The organism is Pseudomonas sp. DWRC2-2 (assembly GCF_049897885.1).
Taxonomy (GTDB): domain Bacteria; phylum Pseudomonadota; class Gammaproteobacteria; order Pseudomonadales; family Pseudomonadaceae; genus Aquipseudomonas; species Aquipseudomonas azotoformans_A.
Map to the genome: position 1 here is coordinate 454,135 of NZ_JAFCXD010000005.1, position 25,666 is coordinate 479,800.

Here is a 25,666-nt window from a genome sequence, read left to right on the forward strand (position 1 = left end):
GAATGGAGACCCCCATGCAGAAGCCTTACCGCATCGGCCAAATCGTGCCGAGCTCCAACACCACCATGGAAACCGAGATTCCGGCGATGCTCACCGCGCGCCAGGCGATCCGTCCCGAGCGCTTCACCTTTCACTCCAGCCGCATGCGCATGAAGCAAGTGCGCAAGGAAGAACTGGCGGCCATGGACGGCGAATCCGACCGTTGCGCCATTGAGCTGTCGGACGCCAAGGTCGATGTGCTGGGCTATGCATGCCTGGTGGCGATCATGGCGATGGGCCTGGGTTACCACCGCAACTCCGAACAGCGCCTGCGCAAGGCCACTGCCGAGAACGACGCCAACGCGCCGGTGATCACCAGCGCCGGCGCGTTGATCGAAGGCCTGAAAGTGATGGGTGCCAAGCGCATCGCCATCGTCGCGCCGTACATGAAACCGCTGACCGAGCTGGTGGTGAACTACATCCGTGAAGAAGGCTTTGAAGTAGTGGATTGGCGCGCCCTGGAAATCCCCGACAACCTCGAAGTGGCCCGCCACGACCCGGCCAACCTGCCGGCCATCGTCGCCGGGATGAACCTGGAAGGCGTCGACGTGATCGTGCTGTCTGCCTGCGTGCAGATGCAGTCGCTGCCGGTGGTGGCCAAGGTCGAGGCGCAAACCGGCAAACCGGTACTCACCGCCGCCATTGCCACCACCTACGCGATGCTCAAGGCGTTGGACCTGGAGCCCATCGTGCCGGGTGCCGGTGCCCTGCTTTCCGGTGCCTACTGAAGTGAATCTGGAGGACCACCCCGCTCGCCACAGGGAATGTGTACGGCCTAAAAATGAGGACTCTATAGATGAGTGAACAATCCGCCGACGCCAACTACCAGGGCGTATGGGGCAACCGCATCGGCTTTGGCAAAAAAGCCGCACTGCTGATGATCGACTTCATGCAGGGCTACACCACCGAAGGCGCGCCGCTGTTTGCGCCTGGCGTGGTCACGGCCGTGGCAGAAAGCGTCGAGCTGCTGGCCACCGCACGCCAACACGGGATTGCGGTGGTGCACACCAATATCCGCTACCATCCCGGCCATTTCGTCGATGGCGGGATCTGGGTGAAAAAAGCCCCGGTGATGAAGGACATGGTCGAAGGCAACCCATTGGCGGCGTTCTGCGCCAAGGTGTTGCCACTGGCCGAGGAAGTCGTCATTACCAAACAGTACGCCAGCGCGTTTTTCGGCAGCAGCCTGGCGCCAATGCTGCATGCCCAGGGCATCGACACCGTCGTGCTGGCCGGCTGTTCCACCAGCGGCTGCATCCGCGCCACGGCGGTGGATGCGGTGCAACACGGGTTTCGCACCATCGTCGTGCGCGAATGCGTCGGCGATCGGCACCCGGCGCCCCATGAGGCCAACCTGTTCGATATCGACAGCAAGTATGGCGACGTGGTGAGCAAGCAGGAGGCAATGCGCAAGTTCAGGGAGCAATAAGACGTTATTAAGAACTGCGCCATAGAGCGTGGTCTTGCATCAAACTGGGGCCCACGCCCCAGTCTTCTGACACTGCCTTTGGAAGTCGCTTCTACAGCACTCCGAAGTGCTGGAACAAAAGCGGCTGTATAAAAACCATAAGTCACCGCCAGGAGACACCCAATGCCCATTGCGAATGCAGCGCCCGCGACCTCGGTCGCAGACCCCGTCAACACGCTCTACCACAAGATCACCTGGAAGCTGATCCCCTTCCTGTGCTTCTGCTACCTCGCCGCCTACCTGGACCGCATCAACATCGGCTTCGCCAAGTTGCAGATGCTCGACCAGTTGCAGTTCAGCGAAACCGCGTTCGGCCTCGGCGCCGGGCTGTTCTTTGTCGGCTATATCCTCTTTGAGGTCCCCAGCAACCTGGTGCTGGAGCGGGTCGGCGCGAAGATCTGGATCGCGCGCATCATGATCACCTGGGGCCTGCTCTCGGCCTGCACCATGCTGGTCACCTCCACGACCCAGTTCTACATCCTGCGTTTTCTGCTCGGCGCTGCCGAGGCGGGCTTTCTGCCGGGTGTGTTGTACTACCTGACCACCTGGTTCCCCACCCATCGACGCGGGCGCATCATCGCGTTGTTCATGATCGGTCTGCCGCTCTCCAGCGTGATCGGCGGCCCGCTGTCCGGCTGGATCATGGGCCACTTCGACCACATGTGCGGCCTGCGCGGCTGGCAGTGGCTGTTCCTGATCGAAGCGGTGCCCAGCGTGTTGCTGGGCGTGCTGACCTTCTGGGCCCTGCCCAACACCTACCAGCAAGCCAAATGGCTGTCGGACGAGGAAAAAGCCCTGCTGGAAAGCGAACTGCGCAAGGACGACGCCGATGGTGCCGCCAGCAAGCACAGCTTCCGCGACGGTTTCTTCAACCTCAAGGTGTGGATGCTCGGTGGTATCGACTTCTCGATCCTGCTCAGCGCCTACGCCATGGGCTTCTGGATGCCGACGTTCATCCGCAACGCCGGGGTCACCGACACCTTCCATATCGGCGTGCTCACTGCACTGCCGAGCGTGGCCGCCCTGCTCGGCATGCTGCTGATTGGCGCCAGCTCCGACAAACACCGCGAACGCCGCTGGCACATCATCGTGCCGTTTTTCATCGGCGCGGCGGCCATGGCCACCAGCACCTTCTTTACCCATAATGTGGCGGCCACCGTGGCGCTGTTCGCGATTGCCTCGGCGGCGATCATCGGCGCGGTGCCGGTGTTCTTCAGCCTGCCGGCGACCTTTCTCAAAGGCACCGCGGCGGCCACCGGTTTTGCCCTGGCCTGTTCGGTGGCGAATATCGCAGGCTTGGTGAGCAACTCGTTGATGGGCGTTGCGATCGACGTCACAGGCAGCAGTGCGGGTGCCTTGTGGTTTTTCGCCGGCTGCCTGATCCTCAGCAGCTTCCTGGTCATCGCCTTGCCGGCGAAACTGGTGAACCGTTGATAACAACAATTTTTTCGGATGAATCACCATGCAAGGTTTCCTGAAAAGCTGCGCGCTGCTGGTTGCCGTCGGCCTGTGTGCCGGCACCGCCCAGGCTGCGGAGAAAGTCATTTTCGACACCGACTTCAACGTGCTCAACGATGACGGCCAGGCCTTCATCATGCTCGCCCAGCTCCATGCGCAAAAACGTATCGAGTTGCTGGGCATGACCCTGGTCAGCGGCAACGCCTGGGTCGACCAGGAGCAGGTTGATGCGCTCAAGGCCGTGGAGCGCATGGGCGTGGAGAAAGAGGTTGGCGTCTACTCCGGCGCTGCCTACCCGTTGCTGCATGACTACGCCACCTACGAGGCGGAAAAGGCGCTGTTCGGCTCCGGCTGGCCGGGGGCATTCAAGAATCCCCGCCCGACTTCGGCCAAGCAGTTGATCGCACCGCCGGATGGCCTGGCGACGCACACCCAGTTGCGCAAGGAAACCGCCGCGCAATTCATCGTCGACAGCGTGCGCGCCAACCCGCATCAGGTAACGATTCTGGCGGTCGGCCCGCTGACCAACGTCGCCCTGGCGATTCGTTCGGCGCCGGATATCGTGCCGCTGATCAAGCGCATCGTGTACATGGGCGGCGCCCTGGAGATTCCGGGCAACACCACGCCGGCGGCGGAATTCAACTGGTGGTTCGACCCGGAGGCCGCGAAGATCGTGCTGCGCTCGCCGATCGAACACGTGATTTTCCCGAACGATGTGTGCGAGAAAGTCACCTTCGATAAAACGGTGTACCAGCGTGTGATTGCCCAGAAAGGCGCGATTGCCGACCTGTACAAGCACGAGTTCGGCCCCTTGTTCGACAAGGACCCGAGCTACCACAGCTTTACCTGGGACAGCTTGCCGGCGCTGTATCTGGTCAACCCGGACATCGTCACCGAGTCCCGGGAACTGTGGGTCGATGTGGACGCCACCTTCGGTGCCGACTACGGCCGTGCACTCGGCTACCAGAAAGGCGCACCCGTGGGCACGCAGAAAGCCAAGGTGGTGTTCGGCGTGGACCAGAAGAAATTCTGGGATGGCTACGTCAACCTGGTGACCCTGCCAACGCCGGTCAAGCACTGACCGGGCGAACGCTCCCACGCACGGTGGGAGCGTTTTTTGCCTCAACCCGCCAGCGCAAACCCGCGTTGCAGGTCCTCGATCAGCGCCGCCACATCTTCCAGTCCGATATGCAGGCGTACCATCGGGTTCAGCCCTCGGTCCGCCGCGCTGTCGCGGTCCTGGGTATCGGCCACGGTGACCAGGCTTTCATAGCCGCCCCATGAAGCGCCCAATCCGAACAATTGCAGGCCGTCGATGAAGCGCTCGAGATAGGCCAGGTCAGCGCTGTTCAACTCAAATGAGAGCAAGCCATTGCTGCCGGTGAAATCCCGCCGCCACAGCGCATGCCCCGGATGTTCGGGCAACGCCGGATGGAACACGCGCTTGACCTGCGGCTGCGCCTGCAACCACAGCGCGACATCCAGCGCCTGTCGCTCATGCACATCCAGGCGCGAGGCCAGGGTGCGTGCACCGCGCAGGATCAGGTAGGCATCGTCCGCGCTGACAGCATTGCCGAAGGTATCGCTCATCCGGCCCAACGCCGGCCACGCGGCCTGGGTGGTGGACACGCTGCCCATCATCACGTCGCTATGGCCGCCGAGGTATTTGGTGAGGGCCATGATGGAAATATCCGCGCCCAACGCCAGCGGGCGATACAGGTAGCCCGAGCCCCAGGTGTTGTCCACGGCCAGCAAGATATTGCGCGGTTTGCACAACGCGGCAATGGCGGGCAGGTCGCACAGTTCGTAGAGCAACGAACCCGGGACTTCGGCGTAGACCAGTTGGGTATTGGCTTGCAACTGGGCTTCCAGGCCTTTGCCGTCCGGCGAAAAATAGCTGACTTCAATGCCGAACGCCTGCAGGAACTCGCGAGCCAACTTGCGCACCGGCGAATACACCGCATCGGTGATCAGCACATGATCGCCGGGGCGCAGATACGCCAGGAACACCTGGGCCGCTGCGGCCAGGCCGGTGCCGTAGAGACGAGTGCGATAGCCGCCCTCCAGTTCGGTGACCAGGTCTTCCAGGGCGTGGGAAGTCGGGTTGCCGCGTGCGCCGTAGGTCAACACCCGCTCACTGTCACGGCGGGCACGGGCGTCACGCATCTGCGCCAGGTTGTCGAACAGCACGGTGCTGATGCGCGCAACCGGCACGTTGACCGCGCGGCCGCCATGGCCTTTTTCGGTGCGAGCCGCGTGAATCAACCGAGTGCGCACCCGCGATGGAGCGGCCAACGGCTTGAGGCTGGCGATCTCTGCCGTGCTCATCTGCGCCAACAGGCCGATTTCCCAGGCCAGGTACTGGCGCGCGGCGTCCTTGTTGCCGCTGTGGCGGTCGTGGGTAAAAAACAGAAAGTCGATACATTGCGCGTCGGGCGGGTTTTGCGGGTCCTCACTCACCGGCAGACCGGCCGCGGCCCAGGCGGCGAAACCGCCGTCGAGCAGCTGCGCCTGCAACCCTTGGGCGGCGAAGGCGGCCAACGCAGGATCATCCGCCACCAGTACCAGCGGACGCTGATCGGTTTCCAGCAACGAACGGATCGACCACCGGGAACCGGGAATATGCCCCTTTCGAAAGACCATGCTCGGGCGCAGGTCAATCAGGTTGACGTCCCCCAACTCAAAGGCGCGAGGGCTGATCAACGGCAGCGGCTCATACGCCACCGGCTGCAACACCGGCAAGGCCAGCCCGCTGTCGATGCCACCGTTCAATACATAAGCCTCATGCCCCAACTGGCGCAACCAGCTGGAAACAATCGGTGCGCGCACACCATCACTGTCCACCAGCACAATGCGCGCCTGACGCACACCGATGTACAGGTCGGTGGACTGGATCAACTGCCCGCCCGGCGTATGCTGCGCACCCGGCAATGTGCCGAGGGCGAACTCTTCAGCCGTGCGCACGTCGCACAGGAACAGGCTGCGCTGAGCGTCATCGGCCCACTGACGCACCTGATCCGCCGACACGGTCGCCACCCCTGCCCGCTCGGCCAATCGCTGTGCGGCCCGACGCTGTTGAGTAAGGTCGCTGCTGACCTCATCCGCATAACGGCGGGTGCTGCCGTGTTCCAATTGGAAATCTTCCAGGTACCAGCCCTGCGTGCCGTTTTCCAAAGCATAGATCGGGTTCTTCAGGCCCAGGTTGATCAGGGTCTGCGCGCCGATGATGCTGCGTGTGCGCCCAGCGCAGTTGACCACGATGGGCGTGCTGTCATCCGGCACCAGGTCATGCACGCGGTATCCCAGTTCACCATTGGGGCAGCAGATGGAGCCGGGAATGGTCATCTTGCGGTATTCATCGAACGGCCGACCGTCCAGCACCACCAACGGCTCGCCGCGCGCTTGCCACTGCGCCAGTTGCCGAGCGGTCACGTGCGGGGTGTGGCTGGCCTCTTCCACCAACTCGCCAAACGCCTTGGACGGCACGTGTACCCCGGCAAACAGTTGCAAGCCGGCGGCCTGCCAACCTTCGGCGCCCCCCTCCAACACGTGCACGCGGCTATAGCCCAGCACCCGTAAACGTTGCGCCGTGCGCGCCGCCACATCACCGCCATCCTGGTCGTAAATCACCAGGCGCACCTGGGGGTTAGGCGCCAGTCGGCGTACCTCCAGTTCCAGACGGCTATAGGGCAGGTTCACCCCGTGAAACAGGTGGGCTTCACCGTATTGGCCGTGTTCGCGCACGTCGAACAGGGCGATTTCCTGCCCGTCGAACAGCCATTGCTGCAGTTGACTGGGGGTGATGGTCTGGCTCATGGAAGTCCCAACAATTGAAGAAAAGAGTTACTGCAACACCAACGAACGTTCGCCCGCGGCCACTTCGCGACCCTTGGCATAGGCACGCTGCACCGCCGGCCGCGCCTTGATGCGCTCACGCCAGGCCTGGATACGGGGGTAATCGGCCAAGTCCTGGCCCTGCCGCTGCGGTTGAATCCACGGGAAGATCGCCATGTCCGCCACCGAGTATTCGCCCGCCACATAGGGCACCTCGGCCAGGCGTTGTTCCAGCACCCGATACAGGCGCGTGGCTTCGGCGTTGAGCAGGTCGAGGGCAAACGCAATCGGCTCCGGAGCCTTCTCCTTGAACAGCTGCAACTGGCTCAGATACGGGGTGATATGCCCCACCTGCCAGAACAACCATTCCTGGACCTTTTGCCGCTCGGCAGTGCCCGCCGGTGGCAAGAACTGACCGGCGCTGTCGGCCAGGTAATTGAGGATCGCGCCGGATTCGAACAGGCTCAGCGGCACCTCCGGGCGATAGTCGACAATCGCCGGGATGCGCCCGTTGGCACTGATGCGCTGGAAGTCCGCCTGTTTCTGCTGGCCTTCGCGGATGTTCACCGGCACCAGGCGGTATTCCACACCCAGCTCTTCGAGCAGGATGCCGACCTTCAAGCCGTTGCCGGTTGGCCAGTAATAAAGGTCGATCATGCGTAGGCCTTGATCGACGGCGCCATCTGCGAGGCGTTGTAGTTGAGGATGCGACCGTCCGCTTCCACGCCATATCGGCCGTTCAGCGATTCCAGCGGCAAGCCATAGAGGTGGAAATGCAACGTCGCCTGCTCGCCCTCGACCTTGATGCCATGCAGGTCTTCACCGAGGAACGAGATCGAGGTGCCCGGCTGCACGATCACTTCTTTCTCCAGCGTCAGGGTGGTGAACCCCGGCTCGCGACCCTCATCGCTGCGCGCGTAGACGTAGTTGATCTCCTGGCCTTCGATGGCACTGATGATCGCCCAGGTCTCGTGGTTATGCGGGATCGTGCTTTTGCCCGGCAACAGCGAATTCAGGTAGAGCGTCGGCGTATCACCGTCGTCATTCAGGCGATAGCGGAACGCCGTGCTGCCCTGCCCCGGCACGGGCGCGGGGAATTCATCAAAGTTGAACAGGTCGCGGCGCTGGGCGAGGTTTTCCAGCAGCCCAACGATTTCATCCAAGGCCACGCGGTCTACGCCACGCTGGTTGATGACGCGGATCTGCTGCAAAAAAGCTTCGATCACGTCGGCACGGTTTTCGATACTCATCACGAATTTCCTCTTATCAGACAGACAGGCTGTAACGGCTCAAATTGGTCAACAGGTACGGGTCGTGGGCGATGGGGCCACGGCGCCCCGTGTCGCCCAACGCATGGCGCAGGAACGTCTGGGTGCGTTCGCTGGCCGGGTTCTGGAAGATCTGCTGTGCGTTGCCGTGCTCGACAATCACGCCGTTTTCGGTGAAATACACCACGTCGCTGATCTCTTCGGCGAAGCGCATTTCGTGGGTGACCAACACGCAGGTCATGCCCTCTTCGGTAAGCTCGCGGATCACCGTCAGCACTTCGCCGACGGTCTCCGGGTCCAGTGCCGACGTCACTTCGTCAAACAGGATCAGCTCCGGACGCATCGCCAACGCCCGGGCAATCGCCACGCGTTGCTGCTGGCCACCGGACAGTTGGCCGGGATAGGCATCGGCCTTGTGCTCCATGCGCACCTTGGCCAGCAAGGCGCGGGCGTCTTTCTCGGCGTCGGCACGGTTGCGGCCGAGCACCTTGCGCGGGGCGATCACCAAGTTTTCCAGCACCGACAAGTGCGGGAACAGGTTGTACTGCTGGAACACAAACCCGACGCGCTTACGCAACTCGATGCGCTGGGCTTCCTGGGCCAAGGTATCGACCTGGGTCTGGCCCACGCGGATGCTGCCGCGCTGGGGCTGCAACAAACCGGTAATACAGCGCAGGATCGTCGACTTGCCCGACCCCGACGGGCCAATGATCGATACCGCCTGGCCGCGCAGCACGTCGAGGTCGATGCCCTTGAGCACCGGGTTGGCGCCGAACGACAGGTGCACATCCCGCAGGCTCACCAAGGGTTCAGTAGAAGGCATAACGGCGCTCCAGGTGTTGGGTGAGACGGGAAATCGGGTAGCAATAGGCAAAGAACAGCACCAGCAGGCTCAAGTAGATCAGCACGGTAAAGCCAGTCATGTTCACGGTGTTGCTGGCGATCTGCGCGGTGTCGATCACGTCGTGCACGCCCACCAGCGAGGCCAGCGCGGTGCCCATGGTGACCACCGCGTACAGGTTCATCCACGGCGGCAACATGCGCTTGAAGCACTGCGGCAGGATGATCGAACGGAACAACTGGCCACGGGTAAACGCCAGGGAACGCGCGGCTTCCCACTGGGTGCTGGGGATCGAACCGATGGCGCCCCGGAAGATCTCCGCCACGTTGGCGCTGGCCGGCAACGCCAGGCCGATGGTGACCTTGACCCAATCGGGGAACGACACGTAGCTGCTGCCGATGTGGATCTCGAACGGGAACACATAGGTGGTGAAATAGATCAGCACCAACCACGGCGCATTGCGAAACACCTGCACCCACAGCCGCGCGACAAAGCCCAACGGCGACAAGGCCAACGCACCGATCAACAACCCCAGCACCGAGCCCAGGGCAATCGCCACCACGCTGATCAGGATGTTCTGGCCGAAACCGGCCACCAGTGCCGGCGACCATTGCAACAACGCCGACAACACCGGGAATGAATCAATGGCCATAGCCGGGCATCCTCAGGCGCGCTTCCAGCCAGCGCCCCACACAATTGACGATAAAACTCAGCAGGCCGAAAAAGCTCAGGATCAGGATCATCAGTTCCAGCACGTTATCGCTCTGGGTCCAGATCATGATGGCCGCGTAGGTGATGTCGCCCACCGCAATCGCGGAAGCCACGGCGGTCATCTTCACCAGGTCGATCAGGTTGTTGATCAGCGATGGCAAGGCAAAGCGCAGCGCCAACGGCAACTGCACATTCCACAGCAATTGGCGGCTGCTGAACGCCAGGGAACTGGCGGCTTCCAGGGTCACCGTCGGCACCGCCTCGATGCCGGCGCGCAAGGCCTCGGCATGGAACGCGCCTTTGTGCAGGGAAATCACAATGACCACCCAGGCAAACGGCGTCAGCGGGTTCGCCGCACCGACTGCCTGGGTCAGCAGCATGTTCAGCACCAGGAACGCGCAGTACAGCTGCACCAGGGTCGGCGTGTTGCGCGTGACTTCGACGAACACCCGCGCCGGTTTGGCCAGCCACGGGTTACCCGAGGTGAGCATCGCCGCGAGCGTGATGCCCGCCAACAGGCTGCCAATAATGGTGAACAGGCACAGCAGGCCGGTGGTCAGCGCGCCCTGGACCAGCGTGCCACGCTGGTAGGCATCCAACAGAAAGTTGTAGTTCAGGCCGATACCCGCAGCCCAGTGGACAAAAACCTCCATCATTGCAATTTTCCGCAGGCGCTTGCGATACGCCGTCCAGCCTCGGCAACGCTGTCAGTCGCGGTGGCGATGGACAGGCGGAACCACGGCGACAGGCCATAGGCACTGCCCGCCACGCCGGCGACGCCCTCCTCCAACAGCCAGGCCACCAGGTCATCGTCATTGTTGATGCGCTGACCGTCCGGGCGAACGCGGCCCAGCAGCCCGGCGCAACGCACGAAGACGAAGAAACCGCCCTGGGGCTCCAGGACTTCAAGGCCGTCAACGGCTGCAAGCGTTTCCACCAGAACATCCCGGCGTAGTTGATAAGCCGCGACGTGCTCCGCAAGAAAGTCCAGCCCACCGTTGTAAGCCGCCAATGCAGCCGCCTGGCCCACCGAGGACGCGCCAGAAGTGGATTGGGATTGCACCACTGCGATGGCATCGGTCAAGGTTTTCGGTCCCGCCCCAAAGCCGATGCGCCAGCCCGTCATGGCGTAGGTCTTGGACACACCGCCCACCAGCAGACAGCGGTCGAGCAAGTCCGGAGCGACGTTTAACAGGCTCTGCGCAGGGCGGCCGTCGAAACGGATGTGTTCGTAGAGTTCATCCAGCAGGACCAGCACCTGGGGATGACGACGCAGCACTTCGGCCAACTCGCGCAGTTCGGTTTCGCTGTACACCGCGCCGCTCGGGTTGCCAGGGCCATTGAGGATCAACCAGCGCGTACGCGCGTTGAGGTGCTGTTCCAGCTGGGCCGGCAGCAGTTTGCAGCCCTGCTCCAGCCCACATTCGATGAACACCGGCTCGCCGCCATTGAAGCGCACGCTGTCGGGGAACGATGGCCAGTAGGGTGTCGGCACCAGCACTTCATCACCGTCATCCAGGGTCGCGGCAAACGCGTTGAAGATGATCTGCTTGGCGCCGTTGGCGATCACAATGGACGACAGTGGATAGTCCAGGCGGTTTTCATCCGCGAGCTTGCGTTGCACGGCCAAGCGCAAGGCTTTTACACCGGGCGTCGGCGTGTATTTGGTGGCACCGCCCGCGATCGCGGCATAGGCCGCCTGCTTGATGTGTTCGGGGGTATCGAAATCCGGCTCGCCGGTGGTGAGATCGAGAATATCGCGCCCCGCCTCGCGCAACTCAGTGGCGCGGGATTTGGCGGCGGCGTTGGCGGACAGCGACACCCGCTGCACGCGTTGGGACAGGCGTAGGGTCATGGCTGTACCTCAAGGACTTTACCGGGGTTGAGCAGGTTGTGCGGATCCAGCGCCTGCTTGATGCGGCGCATCAGGTCCAGCTCCACCGGGCTTTTATAGCGGCTGAGCAGGCCGACCTTGCGCTGGCCGATACCGTGTTCGGCACTGATCGAGCCACCGTGGGCATGGGCACTGTCGTGCACCAGGGCGCTGAGTTCGGCGTAGTGCGCCATGTGCGCGTCCACTGTCGAATCCAGTGGATGGGCCACGTTGTAATGCAGGTTGCCGTCGCCCAAGTGGCCGAAGGTGAAGTGACGCACGCCGGGAAAATGCTGCTGCAACAACGCGTCGGTGTGCGCCACAAAGGCGACCACTTGCGAGATCGGCACCGAGATATCGTGCTTCATATTGCGCCCGGCACGCTTTTGCGCCTCGCTCATGTTTTCGCGCAGCAACCACAGGGCTTCGCTTTGCGCCAGGCTTTCAGCGATCAGGGCGTCGCTGATCAACTGCTTTTCGAAGGCCTCGCCAAGCACGGCCTCGAAGGCTTCGCGGGCATGGCTTTCGCCGTGATTGTCAGAGAGCTCAATCAGGGCGAACCAGGGCTGATTGGCCGTCTTGAACGGCTGCGGGCCCTCCGGAAACTGATCGCGCAACAGCGCCAGGCAATCAGCAGTGAGTAATTCGAACGCCGTCAGGCTCGCACCAAAACCGGCACGGGCATGGGACAAAAAAGCGACGGCTTGCGCCAGCTCATCAAACGCCAGCAACGCGGTCGCCTGGGCCTTGGGCAGCGGAAACAGCTTCAAGGTGGCGGCCGTGATAATGCCGAGGGTGCCTTCGCTGCCGATATACAGGTCGCGCAGGTCATAGCCGGTGTTGTCCTTGCGCAACCCGCGCAGGCCATGCCAGATCTCGCCTTCGGCGGTCACCACTTCCAGGCCCAGGGTCAGCTCACGGGTATTGCCATAACGCAGCACGCCAGTGCCGCCGGCATTGGTGCCGAGGTTGCCGCCAAGGGTGCAACTGCCCTCGGCGCCGAGGCTCAGGGGAAACAGGCGATCGGCTGCGCGGGCCGCGTCCTGGACATGTTGCAGGATGCACCCGGCTTCCACGGTCAGGGTGTCGTTGTCGGTGTCGACCGAACGCACGCGGTTCATGCGGTCCAGCAACAGCAACACCGAACGCCCGCTGGCATCCGGCGTAGCACCGGCCATCAACCCCGTATTGCCACCCTGCACCACGATGGGCGCCTTCAGCGCCACGCAGGCACGCACCACCGCCGCCACTTCCTCGGTGTTTGCCGGATGCACCGCCGCGATCACGTGGCCGGTATAACGACCCTGTTTGTCAGTGAGGTAGTGCGCCGCTTGCTCGCTGGTTTGCACATGGGCCGCGCCGAGTAGCTGTTGCAAGGTGGCGAACAACGCATCACTCATGGCTGTATTGCTCATGCAAATCGCGCAGGGCCTGGGACGGCGCCATGCCGGTACGCTCGCCGAGGGCAATCAAGAAACCGCTTTTATGCCAACCCTTCACGATGGCATCGAGCTTGGCCTGGGTGTCGTGTTCACCCTTGCGGATCCAGATCACCGAGTTGGACGGAATCAGGTCGCCCGGCAATGGGATTTCATAGCCCTCCCATTCGGCATCACTGAGCAAGGCATGCATGGTCGGGCTGACGTGCACCGCCGCCACACACCCATTGCCGCGCAGCGACAACAGCGACTCGGACTGGCTGCGGAACGCCTTGATCTGCGCGCCGTAGGTCTCTTGCAGCGGTTTGATGAAGTTGCTGCCCTGGGACACGCACACCGGCTTGTCCTCGAGGTCGGCCCACTGCTGGATGCCAGCGCCTTTGCGGATCAACGCCGCGCCGCCGACTTCTTCGTAGGGCGTGGGCACGTAATCGAGGATCTCGGCACGCTCTTCGGTGAACTGCATATTGGCGATCAGGATGTCGACCTTGCCCTGCTGCAGGAACTGCACGCGGTTGGGCGCCAGTACCGACACGGTCTTGGTCTCGACGCCCAGCGCCTCGCCGATGCCCTTGGCCAGTTCGACGTTGTAGCCCAGGTGCTCACCGGTCTTGGGGTCCAGGGTGCCGAACGGTGGCCCGCTGAGAATCACCCCGACGCTGATGGCGTGGCGTTGCTGGATCTTGTCGAGGGTGGCATCGGCCTGGGCGAAGCCAGCGCACAGCGCCAGGCCGAGGGCGGTGAAGGTCTTGAAGTGCATATCAGGCGCCCTTGAACTGTTGCTGCAATTCCACCAACGCAGGTGAAGCCGGGCTGATGCGGTTGCGGGTCTGGGCGTCGATCAGCCAGCCGCTGCGGTGCAGCTCCTTGACGATCGGATCGAGCTTGGCCTGGGTATCGCTTTCGCCGCGACGGGTCCAGATCACCGAAGGCGCCGGGTTGAGTTCCGGGGTAATGACGCGGTAGTCCTTCCACTCGGGGCTGTCATTGATCAACGGGTTGATCAGCGTCGAGTCATGCACCGCCGCCACACAGTTGTTGCCACGCAGGGCCAGCAGGGATTCGGAAGAGCTCTTGAATGCCTTGAGCTGCGCGCCGAACTCAGTCAGCGGCTTCACGTAGCTGCTGCCCTGCGAAGTGCACACGGGCTGATCCTTTAGGTCTTCCCAGCGGGCGATCTTGCTGTCCTTGAGCACCGCCGCCGCGCCGCCAATACGGTAGAACGGGGTCGGCACAAAACCGAGGATCTCACCGCGCTCGGCGGTCCACTCCATATTGGCGATCAGCAAGTCGACCTTGCCCTGTTGCAGGAACTGCACACGGTTGGCGGGCAACACCGGCACCAATTGCACCTCTGCCTTGAGTTGACGCCCCAGTTCGTTGGCCAGGTCGACGTTCAGGCCCTTGGGCTTTTGCGTGGTCGGGTCAATGCTGCCGAATGGCCCGCCAGACAACAGCACGCCGACCACCAGCACATGACGCTGCTCGATCTTGTCCAGGGTCGCATCGGCCTGCGCCGCCACACTGCTGCCCAACGCGATGATCGACCCGAGGGCCACCGGCAACCATTTTTTCAACTTCATTGGACTTCCCCCTGGCAAATGATCGGCGTACCCCGACCTGATGGAGGGGCATGCTAGGGAGAGTGTGGGGGCAACGGAAATGCAAATATCTCATATCGTTATAACTTGCCGTGTCCGCACGAACTGCGATTACGATATATGCCACTATTTACGGGGCTCGCTAAAAATACGCTTCATCCATACATAAATATCTGTAATGTTTAACTTCACACCCTTGATATAAAAACCGCCTCTGGAGCCGGCCATGTCGACCCTTGACCTTGAACTGCTGCGCACCTTTATTGCCGTGGTCGACCACCACAGCTTCGCCGGCGCCGGCATGCACCTGTCGCGCACCCAATCGTCCGTGACCCAGCACATGCAACGCCTGGAGCAGCAAGTGGGGGTCAGTCTGTTCGAGAAGCGTGGCCGGCAAAAGCAACTGACCGAGCCGGGCTTGCAGTTGCTGCGCCATGCGCGGCAGATGCTGTCGTTGAACGACGATGCGTTGAATTCGCTGCGTGAGAGCAGCCTGAGTGGCGTGCTGCGTATTGGCTCGCCCCACGATATTGCTGACACGATATTGCCGCCGATCCTCAGTCACATTGCCCGTTCGGCACCGCGTTTGCGATTGGAGATCGATGTGGGCCGCAGTCCGTTTTTGATGGATGACTTGCATCGGGGCAAGGTGGATATGGTGATTTCCACGCGGTCCGATCCGAATCTTGAGGGGTTTGCGTTGCGCACGTCGCCGGTGTGGTGGATTTGTTCGGCCCAGTATATTCACCAGCCGAGTGAGCCGTTGCCGTTGATCCTGGTGGATGAGCCGAGCATTTATCGGCGTTATGCGCTGGAGGCGTTGGAGCGGGCGAATATTCCTTGGCGCCAGGCGTATCTGGCTTCGAATTTGATCGGGATCAAGGCGGCGACTCGGGCGGGGTTGGGGGTGACGCCGCGGAGTATGGAGATGTTGGGGCCGGATATGCGGGTGTTGGGGGAGACGGATGGGTTGCCGCGGTTGCCGGAGGTGACGTATTACCTTTGGATTCGGCCGAATACGGCGAATCCGATTGCCAGGAAGGCTTATGATTTGATTCGGGGGAGTCAGGGGTTGTGATTGGGGGCATATCCGTTATTTGGGTGATGGCTGAAATAGGTTCCGCCCTTACGGCGGGTCACTTTGGAAAAGAGCCCCAAAGTAACCAAAGGGCTCTTGCCCCAACACTCGGCACCTCGCTCACGCTCGGTGTGCCCGTAATCCGACAGTGATTTGGGCGGCTAAACCGGCATCCCTGCCGGTTTACCCCCCAAATCCCTGCCGAATTCCGGCCAGCGTGTTTAACGGGGCGCCTAAGATCAAGATCACAATCAAAAGCAGAGCGCGGCGGCCTAATAGCCGACCGAAACGTTGAAGCGTGTGCGTTTTCCTGTGGGAGCTGGGCTTGCCCGCGATGGTCGTCAACGATGATGCAAAAAAACGGGATACACACCAACGTATCTACGATGCGAAGCGAGTCGCTCTTGCTCTGGCTTTTGATCTGAGGCGCCCCGTCAAACACGCTGGCCGAACGCAGGCTTGAATCCGTGGGTAACCCGGCAGGACGCCGGGTTAGCCGCGCTGGGCCAAGGATGGCCCATCGCGGCGGCCCACGGATTCAAGCCGGAGTGAGGGCACACCGAGCCTAGGCGAGGTGCCGAGTGTTGGGGCAAGAGCCCTTTGCTTACTTTGGGGCTTTTCCAAAGTGAGCCGCCGTAAGGGCGGAACCCTAAGCAGCCGTTACCTAAATAACGGATATGCCCCAACCCACATGTCCAATCATGCCCCTGTCCGCCTCTCGCCACACCCTCAACAATGGCGCATCCTAAAAAGCACAAAGGCTCACCATGAATGACCACATCGAATTCACCCACCTGGAAACCGAAGCCGACCTCATCGCCAGCTTCCCAGTCATGCACCAACTGCGCCCCCACCTCACCGACGCCCCAGCATTCGCCGAACAAATCCAGCGCCAACGGCAAAACGGCTACCACCTGCTGGCAGCAAAAAAACACGGCAAGGTAATCGGCCTCGCCGGCTATCGGCTAACCGAAAACACCCTGTACGGCCGCTTCATCTACGTAGATGACCTGGTCGTAGACGCCACGCAACAAAGGCGCCGCCTGGGCGAACACCTGCTGGACCGCGTACGCGAAGAAACCCGCGCCCGCGGCTACCGCTGGCTGGTACTGGACACCGGCATGCACATGGCCCTGGCCCAGCGCTTCTATTTCCGCCAGGGCCTGTTGCCCCTGGGCATGCACTTTTCCCAGGACCTGAGCCAATGACCCGCGCCCTGCTCCTCAGTTTCAGTCCCCACGGCAAAGCCGCGCAGACCTTTAAGCTGGCCCTCGCCTTGTTGCGCGACCTGGTCCCCGACGCCGCGGTGACCGAGCGTGACTACGGCGGCCAGGCACTGCCACCCCTGACCCGTGAATATGCCAACGCGCTGACCACCCCCGGCGGACTCAGCGGCAGCGCCACGGCACTCTCGGAACAGTTGATCGTGGAATTGGAAGCCTGTGACCTGCTGATCCTGTGCACCCCCGTGCATAATTTCACCGTGCCGGCGGCGCTCAAGGCCTGGATCGACCATGTGGTGCGCATCCAGCGCAGTTTTACGGTGAATGAACAGTTCGCCAAAGTCGGCTTGCTGCAGGACCGGCGTACCTTTGTGCTGGTCAGTTCAGGAAACGCCCACAAGGGCCATGAGCCCGACTTCCTGACCCCGTACATGAGCACCATCCTGTCGACGGTGGGCATCCACTCGGTGGATTTCGTCTACCTGCCGGCCATGGTGCGCGGTGAAGAAGCGGTCAACCGCGCCCTGGAACAGGCGCACCGGCAACTCGCGGTGGCAATCAGCTCTGGCCTATAAAAATAATGGCGCTAGAATCAGCGCCATTCTTGCGCCTGACTTCCTGATACGAGCCCCCCCATGAGCTTTGATTTCGACACGATCCACCCCCGCCTCGGCACCGGCAGCACCAAGTGGAACCGCTACCCGCAAGACGTGTTGCCGATGTGGATCGCCGACATGGACATCGCCGCCCCGCCCGCCGTCCTGCAAGCCCTGCACGCGCGCCTCGACCAACAGGTGCTGGGCTACAGCGTCGCCGGGCCGGATGTGCGCGAGGCAATCATCGCCGACCTGTGGGCCAAGTACGCTTGGCGCGTGCAGCCGGATGAGCTGCTGTTCCTGCCCGGCGTCGAGCCCGGCTTCAATATGGCGCTGCACGCGTTTGTAAAGCCGGGCCAGCCGGTGGTGCTGCAAACCCCCAACTACCGGCCGATTCGCCTGGCGCCGGGGCACTGGAACCTGCCGCGCATCGAAGTACCCTTCGAGCTGATCAACGGCGAATACCTCACGCCAATGCCTGCGATGTGCCAGGCGCTGACCGGCGCGGGTGCGCTGTTGCTGAGCAACCCGCACAACCCCATGGGCAAAGTTTTCCCGCGCGAAGAACTGCTGGCCGTGGCCAACGCCTGCCTGGAACATGGCGCGCTGATCATCTCCGACGAAATCCATGCCGAACTGTGCTTCGACGGCCGTCGCCACATCCCCACCGCCAGCCTCAGCCCCGAGATTGCCCAGCGCACCATTACCCTGATGTCGGCGAGCAAGGCCTACAACGTGGCCGGCCTGAAGACCTGCTTTGCGGTGATCCAGAACGCCGAGATCCGCGAGCGCTTCAATAATGCCCGTTGCGGCATGGTCGACAGCGTCAGCCCCCTGGGCCTGGAAGCCACCCGCGCGGCCTACAGCCAGTGCAGTGATTGGCTCGACGCGCTGGTGCAGTACCTGCAAAGCAACCGTGACTACCTGCTCGACGCCGTGCAAACCCGCCTGCCTGGCGTGGTCATGCATGCGCCACAAGGCACCTACCTGGCTTGGCTGGATTGCAGCGCCCTGGGCCTGGATGACCCACAGCAGTTTTTCCTGGAGCAGGCCAAGGTCGGCTTGAGCGCCGGGATCGAGTTTGGTGACGACAGCCAGCAATTCGTGCGCCTGAACTTCGGCTGCCCACGGGCCATGCTGGAAGAAGGCTTGCAGCGTATGGAGCGTGCCCTGCGCAACCGTCAGGCCTAATCTGGCCGGCGACGGTCTATTGCAGGACAACTGGGCTGACAACGTGGAATACGCCCACTGCGAAATCCACCCGGTGGCAGTGGACCGAAAATCGCTAGAATCATGAACGCCCCCGCCTGAGTGCGGGGGCAGTCATTTACAGTTTGGCAATGGACACTTCGGTGGACTTCACAAACGCAATCACCTCACTGCCCACCTTCAATTCCAGGTCACGCACCGAACGGGTGGTGATCACCGAAGTGACAATGCCGGACGCGGTCTGCACGTCGATTTCCGACACCACTTCCCCCAGCAGGATTTCCTTGATCACGCCCTTGAACTGGTTGCGCACGTTGATCGCTTTAATGGTCATGTCGGCTTTCCTTTTGGCTGTTGGGTCAATCCGCACGAATGCGCAGGCCCTCAAAATGCGCCATCGCCACGAACATTAAAAGGAATATATAACTCTTTATTTATTCGATACAGATATATGCGAACTGTTGCCCAGCCAACAGCGCTTCAACAATCTGCCCTCTCCCACCACAGCTTAACGCCTCCTGAACCCTGGAAACACGCCTCCAAAGCACATGGCACAGAGACTGCATATTCCTATAAAGCATGATGGAACATGCAAACCAAATTTTCTGAATATAAGAAAAGTCTTCTCTCAACGCCTTGCCGGAGCTGTTCCATGAAAGCCTTCACCCAACGCCTATTCGGCGCCTGCGCCCTCGCGCTGTGCCTGCAACCCCTGGCCCACGCCGCCGACACCGATCCCGCCGAAGTCAACCTCGACTACGCCTATTACTCGCCCGTCAGCCTGGTGCTCAAGCATTTCGGCTGGCTGGAACAAGCCTTGCCAAACTCCAAAGTGGGCTGGGTGTTGAGCCAGGGCAGCAACCGTTCCCTGGAATACCTCAACAGTGGCGGCGTGGACTTTGCCTCATCCGCCAGCTTGTCGGCGGTGCTGAGCCGCGCCAACGGTAGCCCGATCAAATCGGTTTACGTGTACAGCCGCGCCGAATGGACCGCGCTGGTGGTGCGCAAGGATTCACCGTCCAAGACCGTCAACGACCTCAAGGGCAAGAAAATCGCCGCCACCAAGGGCACCGACCCGTACCTGTTCACCCTACGCAGCCTGCAACAGGCCGGGCTGAAAAAGGACGACGTGGAACTGGTGCACCTGCAACATCCGGACGGCCGCACTGCGCTGGAAAAAGGTGACGTGGACGCCTGGGCCGGTCTCGACCCGCACATGGCCGCCAGTGAAATCCAGGCCGGTTCGCGCCTGCTGTACCGCAATAAGGACTTCAACAGCTACGGCGTGGTCAGCGTCACCGAGAAATTCGCCAAGGCGCATCCGCAGACCATCACCAAAGTGCTCGGTGCCTATGAAAAGGCGCGGGATTGGGCGGTGAAGCACCCGGATGAATTCGCCAAGCTGCTGGCCGACGAGTCCGGCCTGCCGCTGGAAGTGGCCAAGCTGCAACTCTCGCGCACCGACTTGAGCACGCCGTTCCTGAGCAGCAAGGACGTGGTGGCGTCCAAGGCGGCCGCCCCGATCCTGGTGTCGGAAGAACTGGTGCGCAAAGGCGTGAACGTGGACCAGGTGATCGACCAGTTGATTGACACCTCGTTCGGCCATTAAGGAGCCCGTGATGACCAGCAAAGCCCAAGCATTGCCCCTTGCCGCACCGGTGGTGATCAACCGCAGTGCCTGGCCAAGGCGGCTCAAGGGCCTGGTGTTGCCGGTGCTGATCCTGCTGGTGCTGGAGGTGGTGGTGCGCGTGGGTTGGCTGCCGTCGTACCAGATGCCGGCACCCAGCGAGATCGCCGTGACCCTCACCGACCTGGCCGAAGGCGCATTGTGGAAGCACATCAGCGCCAGCCTTGGCCGGGTACTGTTGGGCTTTGCCATTGGCGCCAGCCTGGCCCTGGTGTTTGCCGCCTGGGTCGGTTTGAGCCGAGAGGCCGAAGCCTACCTGGAACCGACGTTTGCCGGGCTGCGTTCAATCCCGAGTCTGGCCTGGGTGCCGCTGTTGCTGCTGTGGCTGGGCATCGACGAAACCTCGAAGATCGTGCTGATCGCGATTGGCGCGTTTTTCCCGGTGTACCTCAATGGCGTCGCGGCCATCCGCGATATCGACCGCAAGCTGGTGGAAGTCGGGCAGATGTACGGTTTCAGCCGGTGGCGGCTGGTGCGTCGGATCCTGCTGCCCGCCGCCCTGCCCGGCCTGTTCACCGGGTTGCGCAGTGGCTTGAGCCTGGCGTGGATGTTTCTGGTGGCGGCCGAGCTGATCGCTGCGACCAAGGGCTTGGGTTACCTGCTCAGTGATGGGCGGGAGACTTCGCGGCCGGATATCGTGCTGGCGGCGATTATCGTATTGGCGCTGTTGGGCAAAGTCAGCGATGGCCTGCTCGCAGCACTGGAAACGCGTTGCCTGGCCTGGCGCGATACCTTCCAGGGAGCCGGCCAATGAGCGTGCAACCGCTGTTGGATATTCACGTCGCGCGTAAAAGCTTCGCCAACAGCACCGTGTTGAAAGACGTGCATTTGGTGTTGCAACCACGGGAAGCCGTGAGCCTGCTCGGCCCCAGTGGCTGCGGCAAAAGCACCTTGCTGCGCATCGTCGCCGGCCTGGAAACGGACTTCCAGGGTGAACTGCACAGCCCCGATGGCGAAGTGGCCTTTGTGTTCCAGGAGCCACGGTTGATGCCCTGGCTCACGGTGGAACAGAACATCGGTTTCAGCGATGACAACCACTACGACAAGGCTTGGGTCACGCAGTTGATCGAGGAAGTCGGCCTCAAGGGCTTTGCCCAGGCACTGCCCAAGGCATTGTCCGGCGGCATGGCGCAGCGGGTGGCCATTGCGCGGGGGTTGTATTCACGCCCGCAGGTATTGCTGCTGGATGAGCCGTTCAGTGCAGTGGATGCCTTTACCCGCATGAAGCTGCAGGACCTACTGCTGCAACTGGCCGAGCATCATGCCATTGCCTTGTTGCTGGTGACCCATGACGTGGACGAGGCGCTGTACCTGAGTGACCGGGTGCTGGTGATGGACAACCGGCCGAGCAGCATTCGCCAGGAATTGGCGGTGAGTCTGCCGCACCCGCGTGACCGGCGTGATCCGTTGCTGGCGCAGCTCAAGGCGCAATCCCTGACTGAGCTGCAACGTGCCCACGTGATTTAGACGACCTTGCGCAAGGTCACCCAATACCGCGTCCGCGCCTGCACCTCCAGCCCCAGGCTTGAGGCCAGCAGGTTGAGGATGCGGTCGGTGTCGTCCAGGCGAAAACTACCGGTAACCCGCAGGTCTTCCAGGTTCGGCTCCCAGCGCAACACACCCGGTCGATAACGCTCCAGCTCCCGCAGAAAGTCACCCAGCGTCTGGTTCTGCGCGGTCAGCACGCCATCGCGCCAGCCGAGTTGCAGCAGATCGAAAGGCACCCAGGTCCCTAGACCGCTGGCTTTGAGCGGCGCTTGCTGCCCACCTTGCAAGGTCGCCATCTGCCCGTTCAAATCGCGCACCTGGACCGAGCCCTTGAGCACCGACACCAGGCAACCCGTGGCCAACTGCCGCACACACACCTCAGCCTGGCTGACCCGCAGCTCGCCGTAGCGTGTGTGCACGGTCATCGCCGTCGTGCCTGGTACATTCAACGCCAGCTCGCCTTCGACCAGGCTGATGCGGCGCTGCGTCAGGTCTACGTCCACCGCCGTAGCGGTATTGAGCTGCAAGCTGCCGCCATCGGCCAGGGACATGCGTTTGCGCTCGCCGGTAGCAGTATGCAAGTCGGCACGCCAGGTCTCGATGGGCAATTGGCGGCTGATCAACCACGCGGTCGGCACCAGTGCAGCGATCCCCAGCGCACGCTTGAGCACGGCACGGCGTCCCGGTTGCGGACGGTCGAGGCTGGCCATCGCCAAGGCCTGGGGCAAGTCGCTGAAACGCTGGCGCAGGGTCTGGGCTTTTTGCCAGGTCTGTTCATGCTGGGGGTGGCTGTCACGCCAACGCTGCAACGCGGCGTGATCACGCTCGGTGGCCGCACCGGACTCCAGCAGCGCCAACCATTGCGCGGCGGCGCGGGCGACGTCGCGGCTCACAGATCCACCAGCAGGCAGTGTTCGTAGGCCTGGGCCATGTAGCGTTTTACGGTGCGTTCCGACACGTCCAGGCGTTCGGCGATCTCTCGGTAGCCCAAGCCTTCCAGTTGGCTCCACAGGAAGGCTCGGCGGACCAACACCGGCAAACCATCGAGCAATTCATCCAAGGCTTGTAGTGTTTCCAGCACTAGCCAACGCTGTTCGGGCGACGGCACGCAGGCTTCAGGGAGACTCGCCAAGGCCTTCAGATAGGCCTGTTCAAGGCTGCGTCGCTGATGAAAATTCACCAACAGGCGCTTGCCGACGGTGACCAGATACGCACGCGGCTCCTGCATCTGCGCAATCGGCTGGGCGCTGGCGAGCACGCGCAAAAACGTATCCTGGCTCAGGTCAGCCGCATCCCAGGCATTGCCCAGGCGCCGGCGCAGCCAGCTTTCCAGCCAACTGCGGTGGTCACGGTACAGGCTCGACAGCGTCAGTTCGGGGGCGAGGGTCGGAACAACAGCATCATTCATGGCAAGCGACCTGCGCGGCGCGAGTGAGTCTCAAATGAGATTCATTCTATTTAATATCGTGCCGACGCACCATGCCCTTTACACATCGCGTTCAAAGCATCGCGGCCTTCTGTCGCAACAAGTCGATAAACAACCCCAGCTCGCGGCTCACCACTTCGCCCTTGCGCAACAACATGCCAAACGGCGCCAGTCGCACGTCGAGGGCCACCGGCAGCGCCACCACCAGGCCCATTTTCAGGTAATCACGCAGTGCACTTTCGGACAGCACCATCACCGCGTCGGTCAGCTGGATCAACTGCTGCATGGAGTACACCGAGCTGCATTCGATGATGTCCGCCGGGCTGGGCAGCGCCAGATCCTGCAGCGCCTGGTCGAAGCCGATGCGCGCCGGGCTGGTTTGCGGTTGCAGGATCCACGGCCAGTCGCGCACCAGTTCATCCAGCATCAACTGCTCACGCTGGGCCAAGGGGTGGCCGGCGTGCACCACCACCAGCAAGCGTTCGTTGCCCAGGGGTTCGAAGCTGTAGTGCTCGTTGTCGGTGGCAGCATTGCGGCGCGAGATAGCCAGGTCGATGCGTCCCTGTTCAAGCAACTGGATCACCTGGTCGCTGGTGTCGCCCATGATGCGGATACGCAGTTGCGGGTTCAGCGATTTGATCTGCGCGATGGAATCCATCACCAAGTCCGGCGCCGCCCCCATGATGGTGCCAATCGACAGGTAACCGTAACCGCCCTGCTGTCGTGCCATCAAGTCTTCGGCACACCGGTCCAAACCGCCCAGCGCGGATTCGGCAAAACGGATCAACTCCTGCCCGAGCGCTGTAGGGCGCATGCCTCTAGGCAGACGCTCGAAGAGATCACAGGCAAACATGTCCTCGATTTCGCGCAGCATGCGCGTGGCGGCAGGCTGCGACATGTTCAGCGCCTGTGACGCACGGTGCAGGTTTTGGCTGGAGCTCAGCGCAACGAGCATATGCAGGTGCTTGTAGCGCAGGCGGTTGAACAGGCTGGGAGAGATCGCGGGACTGCGCATTTTTATCCTTGTTATCGATACCCTGAGGTTATCAGTTGTAAGCGAGATTCGATTTGTAGCGTATTGCTCGGCCGCCGTACAGTCCGTCCCATAAGAACAAAACATCGGACGCCACTATGAAAACCCTCCCCGCGCCCCTGCTCGCCAAGATTTCCTGGCGACTGCTGCCCTTCCTGCTGTTGATGTACATCATGGCCTTTCTCGACCGCGCCAACGTCGGGTTCGCCAAACAAGCTTTCCAGGCCAACACCGGTTTAAGCGACGCTGCCTTTGCGTTTGGCGCCGGCGTGTTTTTTGTCGGCTACGCGCTGCTCGAAGTGCCGAGCAACCTGATCCTGCACCGCGTCGGCGCCCGTCTGTGGATGTGCCGCATCATGGTCAGCTGGGGCCTGATTTCGGCGGCCATGGTCTTTGCGCACAACGAAACCAGCTTTTACGTGCTGCGCTTTTTACTCGGTGTGGCCGAAGCCGGATTTTTCCCCGGCGTCATTCTTTACCTTACCTACTGGTTCCCCCAGGCCGTGCGCGGCAAGGCCATGGGTTTCTTCTATTTCGGTGCGCCGCTGGCCTTCATCTTCGGTAGCCCGTTGTCCGGTTTGCTGCTGGAAATGGATGGGTTTGGCGGCATACACGGCTGGCAGTGGCTGTTCGCGGTGGAAGGCCTGATGGCGACCGCAGTAGGCATTTGGGCCTATTGGTACCTCGACAATCGCCCCGCTGATGCCCAGTGGCTGACCTGCGCTGAACGCCAGCAGATCCAAAGCCTGCTGGACAGCGAAGACCAGCACAAAACCTCCCACGGTCGCAGCCTGCTCACCGTGCTGTGCCAACCCGCGGTGTTGTACTTGTGCCTGGTGTACCTGCTGATCCAGGCCAGCGTCTACGGCGTGGTGTTTTACCTGCCGACCCAAGTGGGCGATCTGCTCGGCACGAAGGTTGGCTTGATGGTCGGGCTGGTCTCGGCCATTCCCTGGCTCTGCGCACTGTTTGCGGCCTGGTGGATTCCCAGCTACAGCGACCTTACCGGCCTGCGTCGCCAGACCGCCTGCCTGACCCTGCTGATGGCTGCAGCGGGCATTGCCTGCTCGGTGACCTTCGCCAACCCGCTGCTGGGCATGCTCGCGCTGTGCTTTGCCGCCTCGGGGTTCATCGCGGTGCAACCGGTGTTCTGGACTTTCCCCTCCAGTTACCTGGCCGGCAGCGCTGCCGCAGCCGGCATTGCACTGATCAATTCCTTCGGCGCCCTCGGTGGCTTCATCGCACCGGTCATCAAGCACTGGGCCGAAGGCGCCTTCAATTCCCCGGCAGCCGGCCTGTACCTGCTGTCCGCCACCACGGTACTGGCTGCATTGCTGGTGCTGGGCATCCATTCACCCGGCCGCACCGCGTCGAAAACGCCGGCCACTGTTTAA

Annotated in this window: 26 protein-coding genes; 12 read left to right on the top strand and 14 right to left on the bottom strand. The window is 62.1% G+C overall.

Annotated features, from left to right (window positions below):
• The first annotated feature begins 14 nt into the window (after positions 1–14).
• The 4 genes from ACP7EW_RS23860 to ACP7EW_RS23875 all read left to right on the top strand — a co-directional run bounded on the left by ACP7EW_RS23860 (position 15) and on the right by ACP7EW_RS23875 (position 4,046).
• Positions 15–767 carry a maleate cis-trans isomerase family protein gene (locus ACP7EW_RS23860; protein ID WP_426220220.1) on the top strand — a complete coding sequence of 251 codons (753 nt, stop codon included), beginning with the start codon at positions 15–17 and terminating at the stop codon, positions 765–767.
• Positions 768–835: 68 nt separating this feature from the next.
• The gene (locus ACP7EW_RS23865; RefSeq protein WP_426220222.1) at positions 836–1,468 is read left to right on the top strand and encodes an N-carbamoylsarcosine amidohydrolase; all 633 of its coding nucleotides are present in this window, start codon (positions 836–838) and stop codon (positions 1,466–1,468) included.
• A 162-nt stretch (positions 1,469–1,630) separates the two neighbouring features.
• Entirely contained in the window at positions 1,631–2,941 is a 1,311-nt protein-coding gene (locus tag ACP7EW_RS23870; RefSeq protein WP_426220224.1) for an MFS transporter, read from the top strand.
• Positions 2,942–2,969: 28 nt separating this feature from the next.
• Positions 2,970–4,046 carry a nucleoside hydrolase gene (locus ACP7EW_RS23875; RefSeq protein WP_426220226.1) on the top strand — a complete coding sequence of 359 codons (1,077 nt, stop codon included), beginning with the start codon at positions 2,970–2,972 and terminating at the stop codon, positions 4,044–4,046.
• A gap of 41 nt (positions 4,047–4,087) precedes the next feature.
• Here ACP7EW_RS23875 and metC read toward each other — a convergent pair whose 3' ends face one another.
• From metC to ACP7EW_RS23925, 10 genes are read right to left on the bottom strand one after another with little or no spacing between them, the layout of a single operon-like run.
• On the bottom strand, positions 4,088–6,781 hold the full coding sequence (metC, locus tag ACP7EW_RS23880) for a cystathionine beta-lyase (protein ID WP_426220228.1): 2,694 nt from the start codon (positions 6,779–6,781) through the stop codon (positions 4,088–4,090).
• A gap of 27 nt (positions 6,782–6,808) precedes the next feature.
• Positions 6,809–7,456, bottom strand: coding sequence for a glutathione S-transferase family protein (locus ACP7EW_RS23885; protein ID WP_426220230.1), 648 nt, complete (start codon positions 7,454–7,456; stop codon positions 6,809–6,811).
• On the bottom strand, positions 7,453–8,049 hold the full coding sequence (locus ACP7EW_RS23890) for a cysteine dioxygenase (protein WP_426220232.1): 597 nt from the start codon (positions 8,047–8,049) through the stop codon (positions 7,453–7,455). Before ACP7EW_RS23890 ends, ACP7EW_RS23885 begins: the two co-directional genes overlap by 4 nt.
• A 16-nt stretch (positions 8,050–8,065) precedes the next feature.
• The gene (locus ACP7EW_RS23895; protein ID WP_426220235.1) at positions 8,066–8,890 is read right to left on the bottom strand and encodes an amino acid ABC transporter ATP-binding protein; all 825 of its coding nucleotides are present in this window, start codon (positions 8,888–8,890) and stop codon (positions 8,066–8,068) included.
• On the bottom strand, positions 8,877–9,560 hold the full coding sequence (locus ACP7EW_RS23900) for an amino acid ABC transporter permease (protein ID WP_038851189.1): 684 nt from the start codon (positions 9,558–9,560) through the stop codon (positions 8,877–8,879). Before ACP7EW_RS23900 ends, ACP7EW_RS23895 begins: the two co-directional genes overlap by 14 nt.
• Complete coding sequence (locus tag ACP7EW_RS23905; RefSeq protein WP_314530199.1) at positions 9,550–10,275, bottom strand: amino acid ABC transporter permease; 726 nt, start codon at positions 10,273–10,275, stop codon at positions 9,550–9,552. The genes ACP7EW_RS23900 and ACP7EW_RS23905 overlap by 11 nt, the downstream gene beginning before the upstream one ends.
• Positions 10,272–11,474 (bottom strand): aminotransferase class I/II-fold pyridoxal phosphate-dependent enzyme, encoded by a 1,203-nt coding sequence (locus ACP7EW_RS23910; RefSeq protein ID WP_426220237.1) that lies wholly within the window; start codon positions 11,472–11,474, stop codon positions 10,272–10,274. The genes ACP7EW_RS23905 and ACP7EW_RS23910 overlap by 4 nt, the downstream gene beginning before the upstream one ends.
• Complete coding sequence (locus tag ACP7EW_RS23915) at positions 11,471–12,892, bottom strand: FAD-binding oxidoreductase (RefSeq protein WP_061436771.1); 1,422 nt, start codon at positions 12,890–12,892, stop codon at positions 11,471–11,473. The genes ACP7EW_RS23910 and ACP7EW_RS23915 overlap by 4 nt, the downstream gene beginning before the upstream one ends.
• Entirely contained in the window at positions 12,885–13,691 is an 807-nt protein-coding gene (locus ACP7EW_RS23920) for a transporter substrate-binding domain-containing protein (protein WP_426220240.1), read from the bottom strand. Before ACP7EW_RS23920 ends, ACP7EW_RS23915 begins: the two co-directional genes overlap by 8 nt.
• A 1-nt stretch (position 13,692) precedes the next feature.
• Positions 13,693–14,514, bottom strand: a complete 822-nt coding sequence (locus ACP7EW_RS23925; RefSeq protein ID WP_269134026.1) for a transporter substrate-binding domain-containing protein — start codon at positions 14,512–14,514, stop codon at positions 13,693–13,695.
• Between the two features lie 244 nt (positions 14,515–14,758).
• Here ACP7EW_RS23925 and ACP7EW_RS23930 point away from each other — a divergent pair, with 244 nt between their 5' ends.
• The 4 genes from ACP7EW_RS23930 (at position 14,759) to ACP7EW_RS23945 (ending at position 18,620) form a co-directional block, all read left to right on the top strand.
• On the top strand, positions 14,759–15,610 hold the full coding sequence (locus ACP7EW_RS23930; protein WP_033901635.1) for a LysR substrate-binding domain-containing protein: 852 nt from the start codon (positions 14,759–14,761) through the stop codon (positions 15,608–15,610).
• A gap of 767 nt (positions 15,611–16,377) precedes the next feature.
• On the top strand, positions 16,378–16,818 hold the full coding sequence (locus tag ACP7EW_RS23935; RefSeq protein WP_426220242.1) for a GNAT family N-acetyltransferase: 441 nt from the start codon (positions 16,378–16,380) through the stop codon (positions 16,816–16,818).
• Positions 16,815–17,408 (top strand): FMN-dependent NADH-azoreductase, encoded by a 594-nt coding sequence (locus ACP7EW_RS23940; protein WP_426220244.1) that lies wholly within the window; start codon positions 16,815–16,817, stop codon positions 17,406–17,408. Before ACP7EW_RS23935 ends, ACP7EW_RS23940 begins: the two co-directional genes overlap by 4 nt.
• 60 nt (positions 17,409–17,468) lie before the next feature.
• A complete protein-coding gene (locus tag ACP7EW_RS23945; RefSeq protein WP_426220246.1) occupies positions 17,469–18,620 on the top strand; it encodes a MalY/PatB family protein in 1,152 nt (383 codons plus the stop codon).
• Between the two features lie 136 nt (positions 18,621–18,756).
• On the opposite strand, the gene ACP7EW_RS23950 is transcribed toward ACP7EW_RS23945, so the two are convergent.
• On the bottom strand, positions 18,757–18,972 hold the full coding sequence (locus ACP7EW_RS23950; RefSeq protein WP_003173733.1) for a TOBE domain-containing protein: 216 nt from the start codon (positions 18,970–18,972) through the stop codon (positions 18,757–18,759).
• 318 nt (positions 18,973–19,290) lie between these two features.
• Between ACP7EW_RS23950 and ACP7EW_RS23955 the strand changes: the two genes are divergently transcribed.
• Genes ACP7EW_RS23955 through ACP7EW_RS23965 form a run of 3 tightly spaced genes read left to right on the top strand, consistent with a single transcriptional unit; the run spans position 19,291 to position 21,792 of the window.
• Positions 19,291–20,247, top strand: a complete 957-nt coding sequence (locus tag ACP7EW_RS23955; RefSeq protein ID WP_426220248.1) for an aliphatic sulfonate ABC transporter substrate-binding protein — start codon at positions 19,291–19,293, stop codon at positions 20,245–20,247.
• Between the two features lie 10 nt (positions 20,248–20,257).
• The gene (locus tag ACP7EW_RS23960; protein ID WP_426220250.1) at positions 20,258–21,079 is read left to right on the top strand and encodes an ABC transporter permease; all 822 of its coding nucleotides are present in this window, start codon (positions 20,258–20,260) and stop codon (positions 21,077–21,079) included.
• Entirely contained in the window at positions 21,076–21,792 is a 717-nt protein-coding gene (locus tag ACP7EW_RS23965; RefSeq protein ID WP_426220252.1) for an ABC transporter ATP-binding protein, read from the top strand. The genes ACP7EW_RS23960 and ACP7EW_RS23965 overlap by 4 nt, the downstream gene beginning before the upstream one ends.
• On the opposite strand, the gene ACP7EW_RS23970 is transcribed toward ACP7EW_RS23965, so the two are convergent.
• The 3 genes from ACP7EW_RS23970 to ACP7EW_RS23980 form a co-directional block, all read right to left on the bottom strand.
• Positions 21,789–22,706: a FecR domain-containing protein gene (locus tag ACP7EW_RS23970; protein ID WP_426220254.1), complete on the bottom strand. Its 918-nt coding sequence runs from the start codon at positions 22,704–22,706 to the stop codon at positions 21,789–21,791. The two genes, ACP7EW_RS23965 and ACP7EW_RS23970, sit on opposite strands and share 4 nt — an antisense overlap.
• Complete coding sequence (locus tag ACP7EW_RS23975) at positions 22,703–23,221, bottom strand: sigma-70 family RNA polymerase sigma factor (protein WP_426220256.1); 519 nt, start codon at positions 23,219–23,221, stop codon at positions 22,703–22,705. Before ACP7EW_RS23975 ends, ACP7EW_RS23970 begins: the two co-directional genes overlap by 4 nt.
• 91 nt (positions 23,222–23,312) lie before the next feature.
• Positions 23,313–24,254 (bottom strand): LysR family transcriptional regulator, encoded by a 942-nt coding sequence (locus ACP7EW_RS23980; RefSeq protein ID WP_177076029.1) that lies wholly within the window; start codon positions 24,252–24,254, stop codon positions 23,313–23,315.
• Between the two features lie 116 nt (positions 24,255–24,370).
• On the opposite strand from ACP7EW_RS23980, the gene ACP7EW_RS23985 reads away from it, so the two are divergent.
• Positions 24,371–25,666 (top strand): MFS transporter, encoded by a 1,296-nt coding sequence (locus ACP7EW_RS23985; protein WP_426220259.1) that lies wholly within the window; start codon positions 24,371–24,373, stop codon positions 25,664–25,666.